14 protein-coding genes are annotated in these 17,507 nt (G+C 72.4%); 7 read left to right on the top strand and 7 right to left on the bottom strand.

Annotated features, from left to right (window positions below):
- Nucleotides 1-29 precede the first annotated feature (29 nt).
- The 6 genes from ACQB60_RS31200 to ACQB60_RS31175 all read left to right on the top strand — a co-directional run bounded on the left by ACQB60_RS31200 (nucleotide 30) and on the right by ACQB60_RS31175 (nucleotide 8,075).
- Complete coding sequence (locus ACQB60_RS31200; RefSeq protein ID WP_496929447.1) at nucleotides 30-479, top strand: nuclear transport factor 2 family protein; 450 nt, start codon at nucleotides 30-32, stop codon at nucleotides 477-479.
- 134 nt (nucleotides 480-613) lie between these two features.
- Nucleotides 614-1,228, top strand: coding sequence for a DJ-1/PfpI family protein (locus tag ACQB60_RS31195; protein ID WP_496929446.1), 615 nt, complete (start codon nucleotides 614-616; stop codon nucleotides 1,226-1,228).
- A 30-nt stretch (nucleotides 1,229-1,258) separates the two neighbouring features.
- Complete coding sequence (locus ACQB60_RS31190; protein ID WP_496929445.1) at nucleotides 1,259-3,076, top strand: AGE family epimerase/isomerase; 1,818 nt, start codon at nucleotides 1,259-1,261, stop codon at nucleotides 3,074-3,076.
- Entirely contained in the window at nucleotides 3,073-5,139 is a 2,067-nt protein-coding gene (locus ACQB60_RS31185) for a glycogen debranching protein (RefSeq protein WP_496929444.1), read from the top strand. Before ACQB60_RS31190 ends, ACQB60_RS31185 begins: the two co-directional genes overlap by 4 nt.
- A 41-nt stretch (nucleotides 5,140-5,180) precedes the next feature.
- Entirely contained in the window at nucleotides 5,181-5,522 is a 342-nt protein-coding gene (locus tag ACQB60_RS31180) for an STAS domain-containing protein (protein WP_496929443.1), read from the top strand.
- A gap of 48 nt (nucleotides 5,523-5,570) precedes the next feature.
- The gene (locus tag ACQB60_RS31175) at nucleotides 5,571-8,075 is read left to right on the top strand and encodes a sugar phosphate nucleotidyltransferase (RefSeq protein WP_496929442.1); all 2,505 of its coding nucleotides are present in this window, start codon (nucleotides 5,571-5,573) and stop codon (nucleotides 8,073-8,075) included.
- Nucleotides 8,076-8,145: 70 nt separating this feature from the next.
- On the opposite strand, the gene ACQB60_RS31170 is transcribed toward ACQB60_RS31175, so the two are convergent.
- The 5 genes from ACQB60_RS31170 to ACQB60_RS31150 all read right to left on the bottom strand — a co-directional run bounded on the left by ACQB60_RS31170 (nucleotide 8,146) and on the right by ACQB60_RS31150 (nucleotide 13,416).
- The gene (locus ACQB60_RS31170) at nucleotides 8,146-8,982 is read right to left on the bottom strand and encodes an alpha/beta fold hydrolase (RefSeq protein ID WP_496929441.1); all 837 of its coding nucleotides are present in this window, start codon (nucleotides 8,980-8,982) and stop codon (nucleotides 8,146-8,148) included.
- 71 nt (nucleotides 8,983-9,053) lie between these two features.
- The gene (locus ACQB60_RS31165; RefSeq protein WP_496929440.1) at nucleotides 9,054-10,262 is read right to left on the bottom strand and encodes an acyltransferase family protein; all 1,209 of its coding nucleotides are present in this window, start codon (nucleotides 10,260-10,262) and stop codon (nucleotides 9,054-9,056) included.
- A gap of 143 nt (nucleotides 10,263-10,405) precedes the next feature.
- Nucleotides 10,406-11,956 carry an MFS transporter gene (locus ACQB60_RS31160; protein WP_496929439.1) on the bottom strand — a complete coding sequence of 517 codons (1,551 nt, stop codon included), beginning with the start codon at nucleotides 11,954-11,956 and terminating at the stop codon, nucleotides 10,406-10,408.
- A gap of 99 nt (nucleotides 11,957-12,055) precedes the next feature.
- Nucleotides 12,056-12,745 carry a DsbA family oxidoreductase gene (locus ACQB60_RS31155; RefSeq protein WP_496929438.1) on the bottom strand — a complete coding sequence of 230 codons (690 nt, stop codon included), beginning with the start codon at nucleotides 12,743-12,745 and terminating at the stop codon, nucleotides 12,056-12,058.
- A 50-nt stretch (nucleotides 12,746-12,795) separates the two neighbouring features.
- Nucleotides 12,796-13,416 carry a ScbR family autoregulator-binding transcription factor gene (locus tag ACQB60_RS31150; RefSeq protein WP_496929437.1) on the bottom strand — a complete coding sequence of 207 codons (621 nt, stop codon included), beginning with the start codon at nucleotides 13,414-13,416 and terminating at the stop codon, nucleotides 12,796-12,798.
- Between the two features lie 312 nt (nucleotides 13,417-13,728).
- On the opposite strand from ACQB60_RS31150, the gene ACQB60_RS31145 reads away from it, so the two are divergent.
- The gene (locus ACQB60_RS31145) at nucleotides 13,729-14,922 is read left to right on the top strand and encodes an IS701 family transposase (RefSeq protein WP_496929436.1); all 1,194 of its coding nucleotides are present in this window, start codon (nucleotides 13,729-13,731) and stop codon (nucleotides 14,920-14,922) included.
- A gap of 14 nt (nucleotides 14,923-14,936) precedes the next feature.
- Here ACQB60_RS31145 and ACQB60_RS31140 read toward each other — a convergent pair whose 3' ends face one another.
- Together ACQB60_RS31140 and ACQB60_RS31135 are read right to left on the bottom strand one after the other, a co-directional pair.
- Complete coding sequence (locus tag ACQB60_RS31140) at nucleotides 14,937-15,653, bottom strand: 4'-phosphopantetheinyl transferase family protein (RefSeq protein ID WP_496929435.1); 717 nt, start codon at nucleotides 15,651-15,653, stop codon at nucleotides 14,937-14,939.
- A gap of 36 nt (nucleotides 15,654-15,689) precedes the next feature.
- The gene (locus ACQB60_RS31135; RefSeq protein ID WP_496929434.1) at nucleotides 15,690-17,468 is read right to left on the bottom strand and encodes an acetyl/propionyl/methylcrotonyl-CoA carboxylase subunit alpha; all 1,779 of its coding nucleotides are present in this window, start codon (nucleotides 17,466-17,468) and stop codon (nucleotides 15,690-15,692) included.
- Nucleotides 17,469-17,507: the final 39 nt, after the last annotated feature.

Raw genomic sequence — 17,507 nt, 5'->3', positions numbered from 1 at the left:
ACTCTGTTCGTTTCCAAAGGAGTTCGCGCATGTCCACGACCCAGATCCAGCAGGAGATCACCGCGGAGTCGGTACGCCGCTTCGTCACCGACTGGTACGAGGCCCTCGACCGGCACGACCCGCTGGCGGACGTCGAGCCGTTCCTGGTCTCCGAGGGCCTGGTGATGCACTTCCCCGAGGGCACCAGCGAGGGTCTCGACGGCTTCCGTTCCTGGTACGACACGGTCACCCACAAGTTCTTCGACGAGGTGCACGAGGTGACCTCGGTCGAGACGGAGCTCGCCGGACCGGACCGGGCCGAGGTGAAGGTCGTCGTCAACTGGCAGACGTCGGTGTGGAACCCGCCGGCGGCGCGCAGCCAGTGGCTCGGCTTCGACGCGTACCAGACCTGGACGGTCGTCCTCGAGGACGGCGCGCTGCGCATCCGCACCTACACCGTCGACGGCCTCGACGCGATGCCCGGCTCCGCGGAGCTGTGAGGCCCCGCACGCCGGTGCCCCACGGCCCGGCCCTGTGACCGCGGCTGCGGCGGACTCTCCCCCCTTTGTCCCGCCGCAGCCGCCTTCTCCGCCCACCGACCATCCACCCGTCTCGTTCCGTCTGGGGACTTCACATGGGAATCGTCAAACCACTCAACACCGGACGGCTCGCCGGCAAGCGCATCGGCATCCTCGTGGAGAGCGACTTCGTCGAGGAGGAAATCGCCTACTACCAGCGGCGATTCGCCGAGGACGGCGCCGAGGTGCAACTGCTGACCCGCCTGTGGGGACAGCCGAAGCTCACGTTCGCCGGCCATGAGCACCGGGCCAGCCTGGAGGTCGACGGCGATCTGGAGGCGCTGGACTACCACGACCTGCTGCAGTTCTCCGCGCTGATCGTGCCGTCCGGCATGGTCGCGGACCGGCTGCGCTTCAGTGAGGACGTCAACCAGGTCTCCCCCGCGCTGGACCTGGTGCGCCGGGCCTTCCGGATACCGAGCCTGGTCAAGGCGTTCTCCTGCCACGGCCTGCAACTCCTGTCCGCGGCCCCGGAGTTGCTGCGGGAGCGCCCGGTGACCTGCCACAACAACCTGGCCGCCGACGTCCGCAACATGGGCGCCGTCTACCTCGACCAGGACGTCGTCGTCGACCGGGACCTGATCACGTCCCGCACCGTCGACCACTGTCACCTGCTCGCGCGGACCGTCATCGAGCGGCTCACCGTCGGCTACGACGAGGCCGCCGCCTGATGTCCACCCACCTCACGCAGGAGAGGCATCATGGCCGCTGAGATCCCCTTCTCGTTCTCCGACACCACGGCCGGCTACGTCACCGACCACCGGGGCAGCCGGCTGCGGGTGAAGACGCTGGACGACCGCGAGATCACCGTGCACCTCACCGAGACCACCACCGCGCAGCTGCTGCGCAACCTCGGCGACGAGTACCACGACGTGACCGGCCGGGTCGGTGACCTGCTGACCCCGGGTGCCCTGGTGTTCTCCTACGGGCCGGTCTACCCGGACCCGCAGGGCCTGCACTTCCAGGCCGACAAGCTCGTCATCGTGGGCGAGGGCAGCACCCCGCACCCCTACGAGGAGCCGGGCTGGTGGACCCGGCAGCTGGGCCAGCTCGCGACCTTCTACCGCAGGTCGCAGTTCGGCACCGGACCGGTCGACTTCGCGGACTACCGCACCCGCATCCACATGAGCGGCCACAAGACCGAGCAGCACGTCCAGGAGACCGACACGATCTCCCGGATGGTGTACGGGATGGCCAGCGCCTACATGCTGACCGGCAACGAGGACTTCCTCGACGTGGCCGAGCGCGGCTCCAAGTACCTGCACGACCACATGCGCTTCCACGACGAGGCCGAGAACATCACGTACTGGTACCACGGCATCGACGTGTCCGGGACGCGCGAACGCAAGCTGTTCGCCTCGGAGTTCGGCGACGACTACCGGGCCATCCCGGCGTACGAGCAGATCTACGCGCTGGTGGGGCTGACGCAGACGTACCGGGTGACCGGGGACCCGGTGGTGAAGAAGGACATCGAGGACACGGTCGGCCTGTTCGACAAGTTCTTCCGCGACCGGCGCCTGGGCGGCTACTACTCGCACATCGACCCGGTCACGCTCAGCCCGCACCACGACGGGCTCGGGCCCAACCACTCCCGCAAGAACTGGAACTCGGTGGGCGACCACGCCCCCGCGTACCTGATCAACCTGTATCTCGCCACGGGCGAGGACCGCTATCTGCGGATGCTCGAGCACACCTTCGACATGATCGTGTCGTACATGCCGGACCGGGAGAGCCCGTTCGTCAACGAGCGCTTCTACGCCGACTGGACCCCGGACCACACCTGGGGCTGGCAGCAGAACCGGGCGGTGGTCGGGCACAACCTGAAGATCGCCTGGAACCTGATGCGGATGAACTCCGTACTCCCCAAGCGCGAGTACCGCCAGCTCGCCGAGCAGTTGGGCCGCACGATGCCCGAGGTGGGCCGCGACCCGCAGCGCGGCGGCTGGTACGACCTGGTGCAGCGCGAGACGGAGAACGGCCGGCACTCCTTCGTCTGGCACGACCGCAAGACGTGGTGGCAGCAGGAGCAGGCCATCCTCGCGTACCTCATCCTGGCCGGGTCGACGGACGACGGCGGCGACTTCCTGCGCCACGCCCACGAGGCGTCCGCGTTCTACAACGCCTTCTTCCTCGACCACGACGAGGGGGCCGTGCACTTCACGGTGCTCGCCCAGGGCATCCCGTTCCTGATGGGCGACGAACGGCTCAAGGGCAGCCATGCGATGGCGATGTACCACAAGGCCGAGCTGTGCTACCTCGCCGAGGTCTACACCCGGCTCCTGGTGCGCGGCGAGCCGGTGTCGCTGTGGTTCAGGCCCGGCGGCAACGCCGACTTCCCGCAGCGGCTGCTCCGGGTGGCGCCGGACCTGCTGCCGCCGGGCCGGGTGGCCCTGGACCGGGTGCTCGTCGACGGCTCGCCGTACGACGACTTCGACGCCGAGGCGATGGCGGTGCGGCTGCCCGACACCGAGCACCCCGTGACGGTGCAGGCGCGTCTGAGGCCGCTGGAGCGGCCGTGACCGCGCCGTCGCCGCCCGCCCGGCGGGCCCCCCTCCCGCCGGGCGGGCGGCCACGGCTGCTGCCCGGTGATCCGCGGCGGCCCGGCGCGACCGTGACCGGCGACGGCGTCGCCTTCACCGTGTACGCGCCGGCCGCCGACCGGATGCACCTCGTGCTGTGCGACCCGATCGACGGCACGGCGCTCACCGAGATCGAGTTCCCGCCTCAGTTCCGCACCGGCGACGCCTTCACCCTGACCGTGCCCGGCCTCGACCCGGACACGGTCCACTACGCGTTGCGCGCCGGGTCCGCCGGGGCCCCGCTGCTCCTCGACCCGTACGCGAAGTCCCTTGCCGGGGGCGAGCAGTGGGGGCGGCGGCCCGCCTACCGGTGCCGGATCACGGCCGACGGCTTCGACTGGCAGGGCGTGCCCCGGCCGGTGACCGCCCCGCAGGACCTCGTCGTGTACGAGCTCCATGTACGCGGCTTCACCCGCGGCGCCGGAGCGGAGGTGAACGCTCCCGGCACGTACTCCGCGGTCGCCGAGAAGATCCCCTATCTGCGCTCCCTCGGCGTCAACTGCGTCGAGCTGATGCCGGTGTTCGAGTTCGACGAGACGGACAACCCGTTCACCGACCCCGCCACCGGCGCACCGCTGCGCAACTACTGGGGCTACCACCCGGTGGCGCTGTTCGCCCCCAAGTCCGCGTATGCGGCGGACCCTTGGGGCGACGGACCGGTGCGCGAGCTGAAGACGCTCGTACGGGAACTGCACCGGGCCGGCATCCAGGTCGTCCTCGACGTGGTCCTCAACCACACCGCCGAGGGCGACCACCGCGGGCCCACCCTGTCGCTGCGCGGCCTCGACGACGACGCCTCCTACCTGCACGACGCCGACGGCTCGTACCGCAATCTGACGCGCACCGGCAACACCGTCAACGCCAACCATCCGCGCACCCGCCGCCTCATCCTGGACTGCCTGCGGCACTGGGCCGTCGAGTACCAGGTCGACGGGTTCCGCTTCGACATGGCACCGATCCTGGCGCGCGGGCAGGACGGCGCGCCGCTCAAGCGGCCGCCGCTGCTGGAGGAGATCGCCGCGGACCCGGTGCTCGCAGGGCGCCATCTGATCGTCGAGCCGTTCGACGCGGACGGCCTCGACCTGCTCGGCTCCTTTCCGCGCCTGGGCCGCTTCATGGAGTGGAACAGCCGTTTCCAGTACGGCGCGCGGCGCTTCCTCGCCGGCCACGACACCGACGCCACGGAGCTCGCGGCCCGGCTCGCCGGTTCGCCCGACCTGTACGACGGCCACTCCACGGCCGCCTCGGTCAACTTCCTCGCCAGCCACGACGGCTTCACCCTCGCCGACTGGGCCGCCTACGAGCGGCCGCGCAACGAGGCCAACGGGGAGGGCGGCACCGACGGCCCCCAGGACAACGCCAGTTGGAACAGCGGGCACGAGGGGCCCTGCGACGATCCGGGCGTGCTGCGGCTGCGGGCCCGCCAGGCGCGCAACGCGCTGCTGCTGCTCGCCGCCGGGCACGGCGTGCCGATGCTGGCGGCGGGCGACGAGTTCGGCCGCACCCAGGGCGGCAACAACAACACCTACTGCCAGGACAACGCCACCAGTTGGCTGGACTGGACCCTGCCGGGGCGCCGCCCGGAGCTGCTCGCCTTCGCCCGCGCCGCCCTCGCGCTGCGGCGCGCGCACCCGGTGCTGCGCCGCCGCGCCCACCCCGCCGACGCACCGGGCTCCGGTCTTCCGGCGTTCAGCCTGCACGGCGAGCAGCCCTGGCAGCCCGGCGCGGAGGGACTGCTCGCGGTTCTGCTGCACGAACCGGGCGCTGCCGGGCAGCCGGGCGACACCGTCTTCCTGGCCCTGAGCAACCGCCCCTGGGAGCGGAAGGTCAAGCCGCCGCCCGCCCCGGCGGGCAGCGAGTGGCGGCTGTTCGCCGACACCGGCGCACCGCCCGGCCACGACATCCACCCCGAACCGGCCCAACGTCCGCCTGTCGGCGGGCCGTTGCTCCTCGCCGAACACTCCGCCGCCGTCCTGGTGGCGCATCCGACCGCAGCCGACTGATCCGGACTGATCCGTCTGATCCGAATGAAGAGGAAACCGCGATGAACTTCGAGGCGTATCTGGGCTTCACCAACTCCACGGCCACCATCTATCTGTCCGGCGCCCTCACCGACAAGCGCGTCCCCGCGCTGCGCGCCCTCGTGGACCAGGCGGTGCAGCGCCCGCTGAGCCGCATGGTGCTGCGCATGAACGAGCTGGAGTCGATCTGCCCGGGCGGTGTGCGCTGCCTCGCCTTCGCCCAGCAGCACCTGCCGCCGGGCGCGGACATCGTCCTTGACGGTGCCAGCGCGCAGATCGAGCAGACGCTGCGCTCCGGGGGCTTCGACCGGGCGGTCACGCTGCTCGCCGAGACCCCGGTCGTCAACAACACCGCTGTTGCCTGACTTTCCTTGATTCATGACGCTACGAGGCTACGAGGGGGATTCGACGTGATGAAGGCTGTCGTGATGGCCGGTGGCGAAGGCACGCGGCTGCGGCCGCTGACGCTGCAGCTGCCCAAGCCGCTGCTGCCGGTCGCCGGCCAGCCCATCATGGAGCACGTGCTGCGGCTGCTGCGGCGGCACGGGCTGACCGAGACGGTGGTCACGGTGCAGTACCTGTCCGGCCTGGTCCGGGACAGCTTCGGCGACGGCGCCCGGCTCGGCATGGAGCTGGACTACGTCGAGGAGGAGACGCCGCTCGGCACGGCGGGCAGCGTCAAGAACGCCGAGCGGCAGCTTGCCGGTGAGCCCTTCGTGGTGATCTCCGGCGACGCGCTGACCGACATCGACCTGAGCGAACTGATCGCCTACCACCGGCAGAAGAAGGCCCTGGTGACGGTCTGTCTGACCCGGGTGCCCGACCCGCGGGAGTTCGGCATCACGATCGTGGACGCGGACGGCAGGGTGGAGCGGTTCCTGGAGAAGCCCGCGTGGGGGCAGGTGTTCTCCGACACCGTCAACACCGGCATCTACGTGATGGAGCCCGAGGTCCTCGACCACGTCGCCGAGGGCGTGCCCGTCGACTGGTCCGGGGACGTGTTCCCGCGGCTGCTCGCCGAGGGATACCCGGTGTACGGGTACGTCGCCGAGGGCTACTGGGAGGACGTGGGCAGCCACACCAGCTATCTGCGCGCGCAGGCCGACGCCCTGCACGGCGAGGTCGCCACGGAGATCGACGCCTTCGAGTCGGCGCCGGGCGTGTGGCTGGCGAAGAGCGCGAGCGTCGACCCCGAGGCGGTCCTCGAAGGCCCGCTGTACGTGGGGCCGCACGCACGCGTCGAGGCCGGGGCGCGCCTGGGCCAGGACACGGTGGTCGGGGCGCACACGGTCGTCGCGCGGGGCGCCCGCCTGGAGCGGGCCGTGGTGCAGGAGCGGAGCATCGTGGGCGCGGGTGCGTCGGTGCGCGGCGGGGTCATCGGCGCCAACTGCGTGCTGCAGCCCGGCGCCCGGGTCGGCGAGGGCGCCGTCATCGGTGAGGGCTGTGTCCTCGGCGAGGACTCCTCGGTCGCCGACGGCGTGCTCGTCTACCCGGGCAAGACCGTCGAGTCCGGGGCGCGGGTCCAGGACTGCCTGATCTGGGAGTCGCGGGCCACGGCGTCCCTGTTCGGGGCGCGCGGGGTGTCGGGCCGGGTGAACACGGAGATCTCCCTCGACCTGGCGGTGCGCCTGGCGAGCGCGTACGCGGCGATGCTGCCGTGCGGCTCCACCGTCGCCGTGGCCCGGGACCACTCGTCCGGCGCGCGCCTGCTCGCCCCGGTGATCGCCAGCGCACTGCAGGCCGCGGGCGTGCATGTGCGGGACCTGGGACACGTACCGCTGCCGGTGGCCCGGCACGAGACGGCGGCCGGCGGCGACGGCGGCTTCGTCATCACGACGAGCCCGGGGGTGCCCGACTCGGTGGACATCGCCGTCCTGGACGGGCAGGGCATGGACGTGGCGCCGGCCGCTCAGCGCAAGATCGACCGGGCGGTGTCGCTGCGGGAGTTCCGCCGGGCGCCCGCCGAGGGGCCCGGCCGGCTCGATGCCGCTCCGGCCGCGCTCGACGCGTATGCGGAGCGGCTCGTGCGCAGTGCGGGCGGCGTGCGGGAGCGCCCGGCGCGGGGGCTGAAGGTCGTGGTCGACGCGGCGTGCGGCAGCACGGCGCTGCTGCTGCCCGCGGTGCTCGGGCGGCTCGGCGTCGAGGCGCTGACCATCAACAGCGGCCTGGATCAGGGGCGTTGCACCGAGACGGCGGACGAGCGGGCCGCGGCACTGCACCGGCTCGGCGCCCAAGTGGCCAGCGCCCGGGCGGCGTTCGGGGTGCGTCTCGATCCGACGGGTGAGCGGATGTCCGTGGTCGACGAGCGGGGCCGGGTGCTCGACGACGACCGGACGCTGCTGCTGATGGTGCATCTGGTGACGGCCGGTGCGGACGGCGCCCTGGTGGCGCTGCCCACGACGGGCAGCCGGGCCGCCGAGCAGGTGGCCGCGCAGCACCTGGCGAGCGTGCGGTGGACGGCCACGGCCCGCGACCAGCTGTCCCGCGCGGTGGCGGAGGGCGGTGTGGAGCTGGCGGGCGACGGGCAGGGGGCGTTCATCCTGCCGCGGTTCTCGCCGCACCCGGACGCCGTCGCGGCCTTCGCCGAGCTGGCCTGTCTGCTGGCCCGCGAGCGCGCCTCGCTGAGCGAGCTGGTGGCCGCGCTGCCGCGGACGTTCGTGCGCCGCCGGGAGCTGCGCACCGACTGGCAGGACAAGGGGCGGGTGATGCGGGCGGTGGTGGAGGCCGTCGGCTCCCGCGAGGTGGACACCGTGGACGGGATCCGGGTGGTGGAGAACGACACCCAGTGGGTGCTCGTCCTGCCGGACTCGACCGAAGCCTGTGTGCACCTGTGGGCGGAGGGACCGGACCTGGCCTCCGCGGAGCGGCTGCTCGACGAGTGGTCCTCGGTGGTCACGGCCCCGGCGGCCGCGGCCTGACGGGACCGGGCGCACACAAGTGGCCCCTGGCCGGGCAACTCCCGGCCAGGGGCCGCTTGCCGGTGCGGGGTCAGCCCGTGCCGCGTGCGCCCGGGTAGCCCGCTTCGGGCAGGAACTCGTCGATGGTGCGGGCGAGTTCGCCCAGGCGCGGCCCGGTCAGCAGGTGGCCGGAGGCGAGTTCGGTGAAGCGGGCGCCCGCGATGCCGTCGTACAGGGTGCGGTGGTGGGTGGGCGGCACGAAGGTGTCCGCCGAGGTGCTCACGACCAGCGTGGGCGCCTGGACCCGCGGCAGGTCGGCCCGGACGTCCGTACGGGACAGCAGGTCGATCTGGTCGACGAGGCCGGGTTCCAGGGAGCCGGCCTGGGCGGAGACCGCCGCGGCGAGGTCCGGCGCGGAGTACGCGGCGAGTTCGTCCTCGCGGAACCCGGCGATCAGGCCCCACTTGGCGAGGAAGCGCGGATGGTCCGTCAGGTCCCGCCACAGCTCGGCGATCAGCTGCATGCGCCGGTCGGCGTGGGCCACCCCGGCCACCAGGACGAGCGCCGCGACCCGCTCGGGGTGCCGGACGGCGGCGCGTACGGCGAGGGCGGCGCCCAGCGAGTACCCGGCGAGGGCGAAGCGCGCGTGTCCCTGCTCGGTGGCGGATGCGGCGATGCGGTCCGCGAGGGCGTCCAGGGTCAGCGCCTCTTCGGTGCGGGGCGAGCCGCCCGAGCCCGGCAGGTCGGGTGCGATGACGGTGTAGTGGCGGCCGAGCGGCTCCAGGATGTCGCCCCAGGTGCCGTTGGCGTTGCCGCCGGTGCCGTGGACGAGGACGAGGGCGGGGCCGCTGCCGTGGACGGTGCGGGCGAGCGGTCGCGTGTCGGAGGTGACCGCGGTGGCCGGGGGCGGGGGTGGGGGGACCGGCATGGACGTGCCTTTCTGGGTGGTTCTCCGGCCCGGCCGGGACGGTCCCCGGCCGGGACGCGGTGCGGGACGCGTCACCGCACGGACGGATCCTGGCGCGGTGCGGCGGCCGCGGCGGGGGCGGCTGCCACGGGGGCGGGATCCGCGGTGGTGGCGGTGCGCTGCGCGGGCAGGTGGACACGGGTGCGGCGGGGGCTGCCGAAGCGCCGCATGACGGGCCGTTCGAACGCGGAGAAGAGCAGCCAGGACAGCAGCAGCGTGACGCCGGCGCCGAGCACGAGCAGGCCGATCACCGCGGGGGTGCTGAAGGTGCGGTCGGCGCCGAGCAGCCGGTGTCCGTAGATCTGCACCATGCGGTGGAGGAGGTAGAAGGCGAACGACGCCTCCCCCAGCCAGACCATGGCGCGGCCGCGGAACGGCGAGGGGGTCTCGCGGACGTCGGCGACGGCGGCGGCCGTGATCAGCCAGGCGAAGGGGACGAGCGCGACGGCGACCATGCTGTACGCGAACGGCACCTCCAGCGCCACCACGTAGGCGGCGACCACGACCCCGGCGGCGGGCAGCATCCCGGTGTCGGGCCAGAGCTTGTTGCGCACGATCTCGGCCATCAGGATGCCCAGGACGAAGTCGAGGGCGCGGACCGGCGGAAAGGCGAAAATGAACCAGTAGTGGTCCTCGGGTATCGCCAGCCAGTCCATGGGGGTGGTGGACGGGAACAGCGCCTGGGCGAGCGAGGGCATCGCGAAGACCGCGGCGACGACGGCGGCGGCGGTCCACCACAGGTAGCGCCGGGGTATGAGGCGGACCGCGGCCAGCAGGAACGGGAAGGCGAAGTAGAAGGCCGCCTCCGTCGACAGCGACCAGGCGACGGGGTTGACGCCGAGGATCACGTCGCTGTCGGGGAACCACGCCTGGATCAGGAAGAGGTTGGGCAGCCACCCGGTCAGCGAGCCGCCGGTGGCGGCGAGCAGCACCAGCGCGGCGGCGAAGGTCACCAGGTGGTTGGGGTAGACCTTGAAGAACCGCCGCCGCCAGAAGCGCCGCGCGGTGTCCTTGTCGCGGGCGGACCAGGCCAGCAGGAAGCCGCTCAGCACGAAGAAGAACGACACCCCCATCCACCCGGCCTTGCTGAAGGCGGTGGCGTAGGCGTCGCCCGCCGACTCGTCGGCGAAGAGGTTCTCGTACGAGGCGTGGAAGCAGAAGACGAGCAGGGCGGCGAAGAAGCGCATGCCGGTCAGGGACGGCAGGCGGGAGGAGAGGGGCGGGCGGTGGGTCGGGGACATGGGGCGCTCCGTGGAGGGGGTCGACGGCGCGCTGGGGGCGGCCGGTCGGTTCCGGACAGGGAGACCGGCGCGCCCGGCACCCCGCCCGGTGCGCGCGGGTGGCGCAGGGGGGAGGGCGGGGTGCCGGGCGGGGAGGGGAGAGCTCAGGCGGTACCGGCCGGGTTCTTGTCCTTTCCGGTCAGGTACGGCACCAGGGCGAGCGCGATCAGGGAGAGCACGGCGTTGCCGACCAGGCCCCAAGTGAAGGCGTCCGCATAGGAGTCGAGGTCGGTGGCGTCGCCGAGCACGGAGAAGAAGACCAGGCCGACGCCGGTGATGCCGAGGGACATGCCGACCTGGCCGGAGGTCTCCAGGACTCCGGAGGCGGAGCCCGCGTCCTTGGTGGGGACGCCGTTGAGGACGGCACCGAACAGCGGGCTGACGCCGAGGCCCTCGCCGAATCCGATGACGGCGAGCGCCCAGATCATGGTCACGCCGCTGGCGTCGGAGCCCTCGACGAGGAGGGTGATCAGCAGGGCGAGGGTGCCGATGACGTTGATGACGTAACCGAGGGTCAGCACGTGGGAGCCGAGCTTGGGGGCCCACTTGGGGGCGAGCAGCGAGGCGGCCACGAAGGTCACGGCCAGCGGCGTGAAGGTCAGTCCGGCCTCCAGGGCGGAGTAGCCGAGGCCGAACTGCAGGTGCAGGGCGAGGATGAAGAACAGGCCCGCGTTGCCCGCGAAGAAGGCGACGGCGAGGATGTTGCCGCCGGTGAAGGTGCGCCGGGTGAACAGCGCGGGCGGGGTCAGCGGGAAGCCGCCGCGGCCGGAGAGGCGGCGCTGCCAGGCCACGAAGGCGGCGAACGCCGGTACGGACGCGATCAGCATGATCCAGGTCCAGGCGGGCCAGCCGGTGGCGTGGCCCTCGGTGAGCGGCACGGAGAGCAGCAGCAGCGCGGCCGAGAGCAGCAGCGTGCCGCGCAGGTCCAGGCGGGTCGTGGACTCGCCGCGGGTGTGCGGCAGGGTGACCAGGGCGCCGGCGATCACGAGCACCCCGATCGGGACGTTGACCAGGAAGATCGGCCGCCACGACAGGCCCCACAGGTCGGCCTGGATGAGGACGCCGCCGAGCAGTTGGCCCGCGATGGAGGCGCCGCCGATGGTGGCGCCGAACACGGCGAAGGCGCGGGTGCGCCTGGCGCCGGTGAACGCGGTCTGCAGGATGGACAGGACCTGCGGGTAGAACAGCGCGGCGCCGATCGCCTGGGCGACGCGGAAGGCGATCAGGGTGGCGGGCGACGGAGCGATCCCGCACGCGAAGGACGCCAGGGTGAACAGGGCCACGCCGCCGATGAACAGCGGCCGGTAGCCCTTGATGTCGCCGAGGCGCCCGCCCGTGATCAGCAGCAGGCCGTACACCAGGACGTATCCGGAGATGACCAGCTCGACCTGGGAGAAGCTCGCGTTCATGTCGGTTCGGATGGAGGGCGCGGCGACGTTGACGATGAAGGAGTCCATCAGCGCCATGAACGTCGCCGTCATGACCACCACCAGGAGCAGGCCACTGCCCTGGCTCTTGGGTGGGTCGGCCGGCCGGTCCGGGTCCGCGCCGCTCTGCGGGGGCGCGGTGGCGGCCGGTGCCCCGCTGGGCCGCGGGTGGTCCTCCGCGGTCTGCGGGTAGTCCTCCGCCGCTGTTGTCACGCGTGTCTCGGCCACAAAGTGCTCCTCGCGGATACGTCAGCTTCCTTGCGCCCTACGATCAGCAAGCCGCGGCGAGCGGGACAACGCCGACTTCCCATAGCCGCCGCCTGTTTGTCAGGCCGCGAGCGGTCCGGGCGGGGCGGCGGGCCCGATGCGCTGGGGCTCGGGTGCGGGCTCGGATGCGGGTGCGGGCTCGGGTGCGGGCTCGACGGGACGCCGGGTGCGCTCGGCCCGGTCCAGGGCTTCGGCGAGCTGTTCGCGCGAGGGGACCCCGTCGATGCGCTCGGCGCCGATGGTGAGGACGGGCACCATCGTGATCCCGGCCTCGGTGCGGGCGGCCTCGTCGGCCCGCCGGTGGCGCAGCCCGTAGCGGTTGGACAGGAGGGCCGCGCGGTACTCCGTCGGGTCGAGGCCCGCCCGGCGGGCGAGCGGGGTGAGCACCACCGGGTCGGAGATGTCCTGCCACTCGTCGAAGTAGGCGTGGAACACCTGGTCGTTATAGGCGTCGGCGCGGCCCTGCTCGAGTGCGTACTGGTAGCCCACGAGCGCCATGCGCGCGCGGCGCAGCGGGGCGCCGGGGGGTCCTGCCAGGGGGGCGCCGTGCTTGCGGGCGAGCGGGCGGACGGACGCCTCCCAGACGCCGCGCGGGTACTCCCCCGCCTCCTCGACGCAGTTGGGGTTGACCTCGAAGGGGTGCCAGACGGCGGTGGCGTCGCGGCCCGCGAGGACGTCGGCCACGACGTGCCGGGTGATCACGCTGTAGGGGCAGATGTAGTCGAACCAGAGGTCCACGGTCACGGTCATCGCACTCTCCTCGCCTTCCTGCGGCCCACCGGGCGCGGGCCGCACGCCTGCTAGCTCCGCGGGGCCGGCGCCGGTGACAGGCCGTCGGCGCGGATGCCGGGGAGCACCAGGTCCCAGACGCGGGCCACCCGCTCGGCGGGATCGCAGCTCGCGCCCGCAGGCCAGGCCGTCCGGGCGCGCACGTGCCACTCGACGCCGACGACCAGGTGCGTCACCAGGTCCACGACGCCCTCCTGGTCGACGCCGGTGCGCAACTCCCCGTGTGCGGCGGCCCGGTGGAGCAGGTCGCGCAGGGCCGGGACCCACTCGGTGAAGAGTTCCTCGGCGGTTTCCGGCCGTTCTCGGGCGAGCCGCACTGTGGCCTGAACGGCCACGTCCTCCTCCACGAGGCGGGTGAGGGCGAGGGCGATGTCGGCGATGCCCCGCAGGGGGCTCTCGGCCTTCTCGTGGGTCTGCTCCACGGCGGCCCCGACGTGGCAGCGGCCCTGCTCACGCACCGCCTGGGCCAGCTTGTCCTTTGACGCGAAATGGAAGGTCAGTGCGCCCATGGAGATGTCCGCGAGGTCACAGATGCGGGCCAGGGAACTGCCCTCGTAGCCCTTGTCTGCGATCTCCGCGGCCGCCGCCCGCAGCAGGACCCTCCGGGTCCGTGCCGCTCGCTCCTGCCTCACCAAGTCCTCCTCCATATCCACCGGGTCGGCTCCTGTACACGGCGCGACGGCCCCGGTATCCGAGCAGGTCCGGGCCGTGGAGGGGCGCCGGGTCGGCGCTCCGGACCAGGTGTCCCGGCAGGCCCAGCGTCCGTCAGGGCACGTGGCGCGCCAAGTCTGACTTCCCCAAGAAGGGGCTGTTTCGACGCGATCGTCGGGACTTCCGGAAGTAGACGCATGATCCTCGCCAAGATGAAAAACAAAGCAATCGTTCGTTATTCTATTGGACGTCGGTGCATCCCCCACGAGGACGGCACACGGAAGGAACCCCAGATGACCTCGCACGACGTACCCCGCGACGCAGGGCCGGCTTCCCGCACGGCGCTGTCGTCGTACGTGCAGGAGCTGTTCGGCCACCTGCCGCGTGCCGATCAACGGCGCTGGGCGCAGGCATACGTCCAGGGGCTGCTCACCACTGGAGGGAAGAAGTCGGTCAGGCGACTGGCCGCCTCCGTGTCCGCCTCCCCCACGGCCTTCCAGTCGCTGCAGCAGTTCGTCAACTCCAGTCCGTGGGACTGGGAGCCCGCCCGGCACGAGCTGATGCGCTGGGTGGAGCGACGGGCCACGCCCCGCGCCTGGGCGATCGGCCTCGCCGTGATGCCCAAGCGCGGCGACCGGTCTGTGGGGGTGCACCGGCGCTTCGTGCGCGAGGCCGGGCGCACCGTCAACTGCCAGGTGGGCATCGGCGGTTTCCTGGCGGTGGACGGGGCCGACATCCCCGTCGACTGGCAGCTGCTGCTGCCCGGTGAGTGGTGCCAGGACTCGACGAAGCGGGAGCGCACGCGCATCCCGGAGGAGACCCGGCGGCGGCCGCCGTGGGCGCATGTCCTGGAGGTGGTGGAGACGCTCGCCGCGCACACCTCGCACGTCCCGGTGCCGGTGGTGGCGGACATGACGGAGCTGAGCGAGGCGGGCGCCATGGTCGACGCCTTCAGCAGGGCGGGGCAGGGCTTCGTCATCGCGGTGCCGAGCAGCACGATGGTGGTGCCGGCGGCCCGGATGCCCGCGGCGGGCGGCGCGCAGCTGCCCGCGGAGGGGCTCAGCGCGCAGCGGTTCCTGCATCTGGTCGGCGGCCAGCAGCCGCACATCACGGCGGTGCAGACGCCGCACGGGCCGCGGCATGTGCGCATCCAGTCCGGCGTGGCCCGGTTGCCCGGATCCGGCCGGCTCGGGCAGCCGTACCGCCTGTTCACGGAGTGGCGTGGACCGCAGGAGGTGCCCGGCCAGGTGTGGATCACGAACCTGACGCAGCTGCGGGTGGACGAGATCCTGGCCCTGACCCGGATCTCCCACCGGACGAACACGACGCTGCGGTCCCTGGCGCGGGACTTCGGGCTCCTCGACTTCGAGGGCCGCTCGTTCCCCGGCTGGCACCACCACATGACGCTCGTCTCCGCCGCGTACGCCTACCGGCGGCTGACCGTGCCCGCGGCCCGGCTGCCTCTCGTCGGGGAGCACAGCGCCTGAGGGTGCCGCGCGGTTCAGGCGCCGATGACCCGGGGGCGCGCGGCCTGCCCGGGTCCGGCCGGGCCGGTGCGGGACACGGTCAGCGCCGTGAGCAGCAGGCCGCCGCGGCACAGCCAGCGGCCTTCGCAGCGGTAGACGCCGGGGCACTGGGGGCAGTGGGCGATGCGCCGGGGGACGCGGACGCGGGCCGTGTAGCGCGGGCTGTCCGCGCTGAAGCTGAGCGTGGCGTCCTCGAAGTCCAGGCGCTGGCCGGTGAAGGGGTACCAGCTCTTGTAGACCGTCTCCTTCATGCTGAACAGGAGCCGGCCCCAGTGGATGCCGGGGGCGGTGGCGGTGAGCTCGTCGACCAGGCGCCGTTCGGACGGGAGCGCGATGCTCTCCAACACCCCTTGTGGAAGCGGCTCGTTGGGCTCGGCGTCGATGCCGAGCATCGTGATGTCGTCGGTGTGCGCGAGCGCCGCGGCCCGGTAGCCCGCGCAGTGCGTGAGGCTGCCGAGGACCCGGTCGGGCCAGCGGGGCGCGCCGTGCGGTCCCGGCAGGACCGGTGCGGGCGGATGGCCGAGGCGGGCCAGGGCGCGGCGGGCGCACCAGCGGACCGTGGTGAACTCGCGGCGCCGGGACTGGCCCGCGGCGCGGATGACGTCGGCCTCTTCCTCGTAGAGCGGGAAGTCGGGCAGGTCGTGGAAGATCTCCACGCCGACGGCCTCGGGCGGAATCAGCTCGTCGATCATTGTGGGGTCACCGAGGGGCTCTGGGTCGTGTCCGACCTAGTCCTTGATCTCGCAGATGACCGCGCCGGAGGTGAGGCTCGCGCCCACCTCCGCCGTCAGGCCCTTGACCGTGCCCGAGCGGTGCGCGTTCAGGGGCTGTTCCATCTTCATGGCCTCCAGGACCACGATGAGGTCGCCTTCCTTGACCTCCTGGCCCTCCTCGACCGCGACCTTCACGATCGTGCCCTGCATCGGGGAGGCGAGGGCGTCGCCGGAGGCCGTGGGGCCGGACTTGCGCCGGGTGCGGCGCTTGGGCCTGGCCCCGGCGCTCAGGCCGGTCCGGGCCAGCTGCATGCCCAACGAGACGGGCAGGGAGACCTCGAGGCGCCTGCCGCCCACTTCGATGACCACGGTCTCGCGGCCCGGTTCGTCGTCCGGTTCGGTGTCGGTGTCGGCGGGCGCGATGAAGGGCGGGATGTCGTTGGCGAAGTCGGTTTCGATCCAGCGGGTGTAGATCGTGAACGGGTCGCTGGAGCCGGTCAGTTCGGGGGCGAAGGCCGGGTCGGTGACGACCTTGCGGTGGAACGGGATGGCCGTGGCCATGCCCTCCACCTCGAACTCCGCCAGAGCACGCGCCGAGCGCTCCAGGGCTTCCTTGCGGGTGCGGCCGGTCACGATCAGCTTCGCCAGCAGCGAGTCCCAGGCCGGGCCGATCACGCTGCCCGATTCGACGCCCGCGTCCAGGCGCACCCCCGGGCCCGTCGGGGCCTCGAAGCGCGTCACCGTGCCCGGGGCGGGCAGGAAGTTGCGGCCGGGGTCCTCGCCGTTGATGCGGAACTCGAAGGAGTGACCGCGCAGTTCGGGGTCGCCGTAGCCCAGTTCCTCGCCATCGGCGATGCGGAACATCTCCCGGACCAGGTCGATCCCGGCGACCTCCTCGGTCACCGGGTGCTCCACCTGCAGCCGCGTGTTGACCTCCAGGAACGAGATCGTGCCGTCCGCGCCGACCAGGAACTCCACCGTGCCCGCACCCACATACCCGGCCTCCTTGAGGATGGCCTTGGAGGCGGCATACAGCTGCTCGACCTGCGCCTCGGACAGGAAGGGGGCGGGGGCCTCCTCCACCAGCTTCTGGTGGCGGCGCTGCAGCGAGCAGTCCCGGGTGGAGACGACGACCACGTTGCCATGGGTGTCGGCCAGGCACTGGGTCTCCACGTGGCGGGGCTTGTCCAGATAGCGCTCCACGAAGCACTCGCCCCGGCCGAAGGCCGCCACCGCCTCGCGGACCGCCGACTCGTACAGCTCGGGGACCTCGTCCAGGGTGCGGGCGACCTTCAGGCCGCGGCCGCCGCCGCCGAAGGCCGCCTTGATGGCAATGGGCAGGCCGTGCTCCTCGGCGAAGGCCACCACCTCGTCCGCCCCCGACACCGGGTCGGGGGTGCCCGCGACCAGCGGGGCACCCGCGCGCTGGGCGATATGGCGGGCGGCGACCTTGTCGCCCAGGTCGCGGATGGCGTGCGGGGGCGGGCCGATCCAGATCAGGCCCGCGTCCAGGACCGCCTGGGCGAACTCCGCGTTCTCCGACAGGAATCCGTAACCGGGGTGGACCGCGTCCGCGCCCGCGTCGGCGGCCGCGGCCAGCACCTTGGCGATGTCCAGATAGCTGGTGGCCGGAGTGTCACCACCCAGCGCGAACGCCTCATCAGCCGCACGGACATGCAACGCGTCCCGGTCAGGATCCGCGTAGACGGCAACGCTCGCGATCCCCGCATCCCGGCATGCCCGGGCAACGCGGACAGCGATTTCGCCACGGTTGGCGATGAGCACCTTGCGCACGACGGCTCCTTCACGAGTCGGTACGGCGGTTCGCACGGC

It is taken from the genome of Streptomyces odontotermitis, assembly GCF_050510915.1.
Lineage (GTDB): Bacteria > Actinomycetota > Actinomycetes > Streptomycetales > Streptomycetaceae > Streptomyces.
Note: the sequence above shows the minus strand (reverse complement) of the source record. Positions and strands in the feature narration are given on the sequence as shown.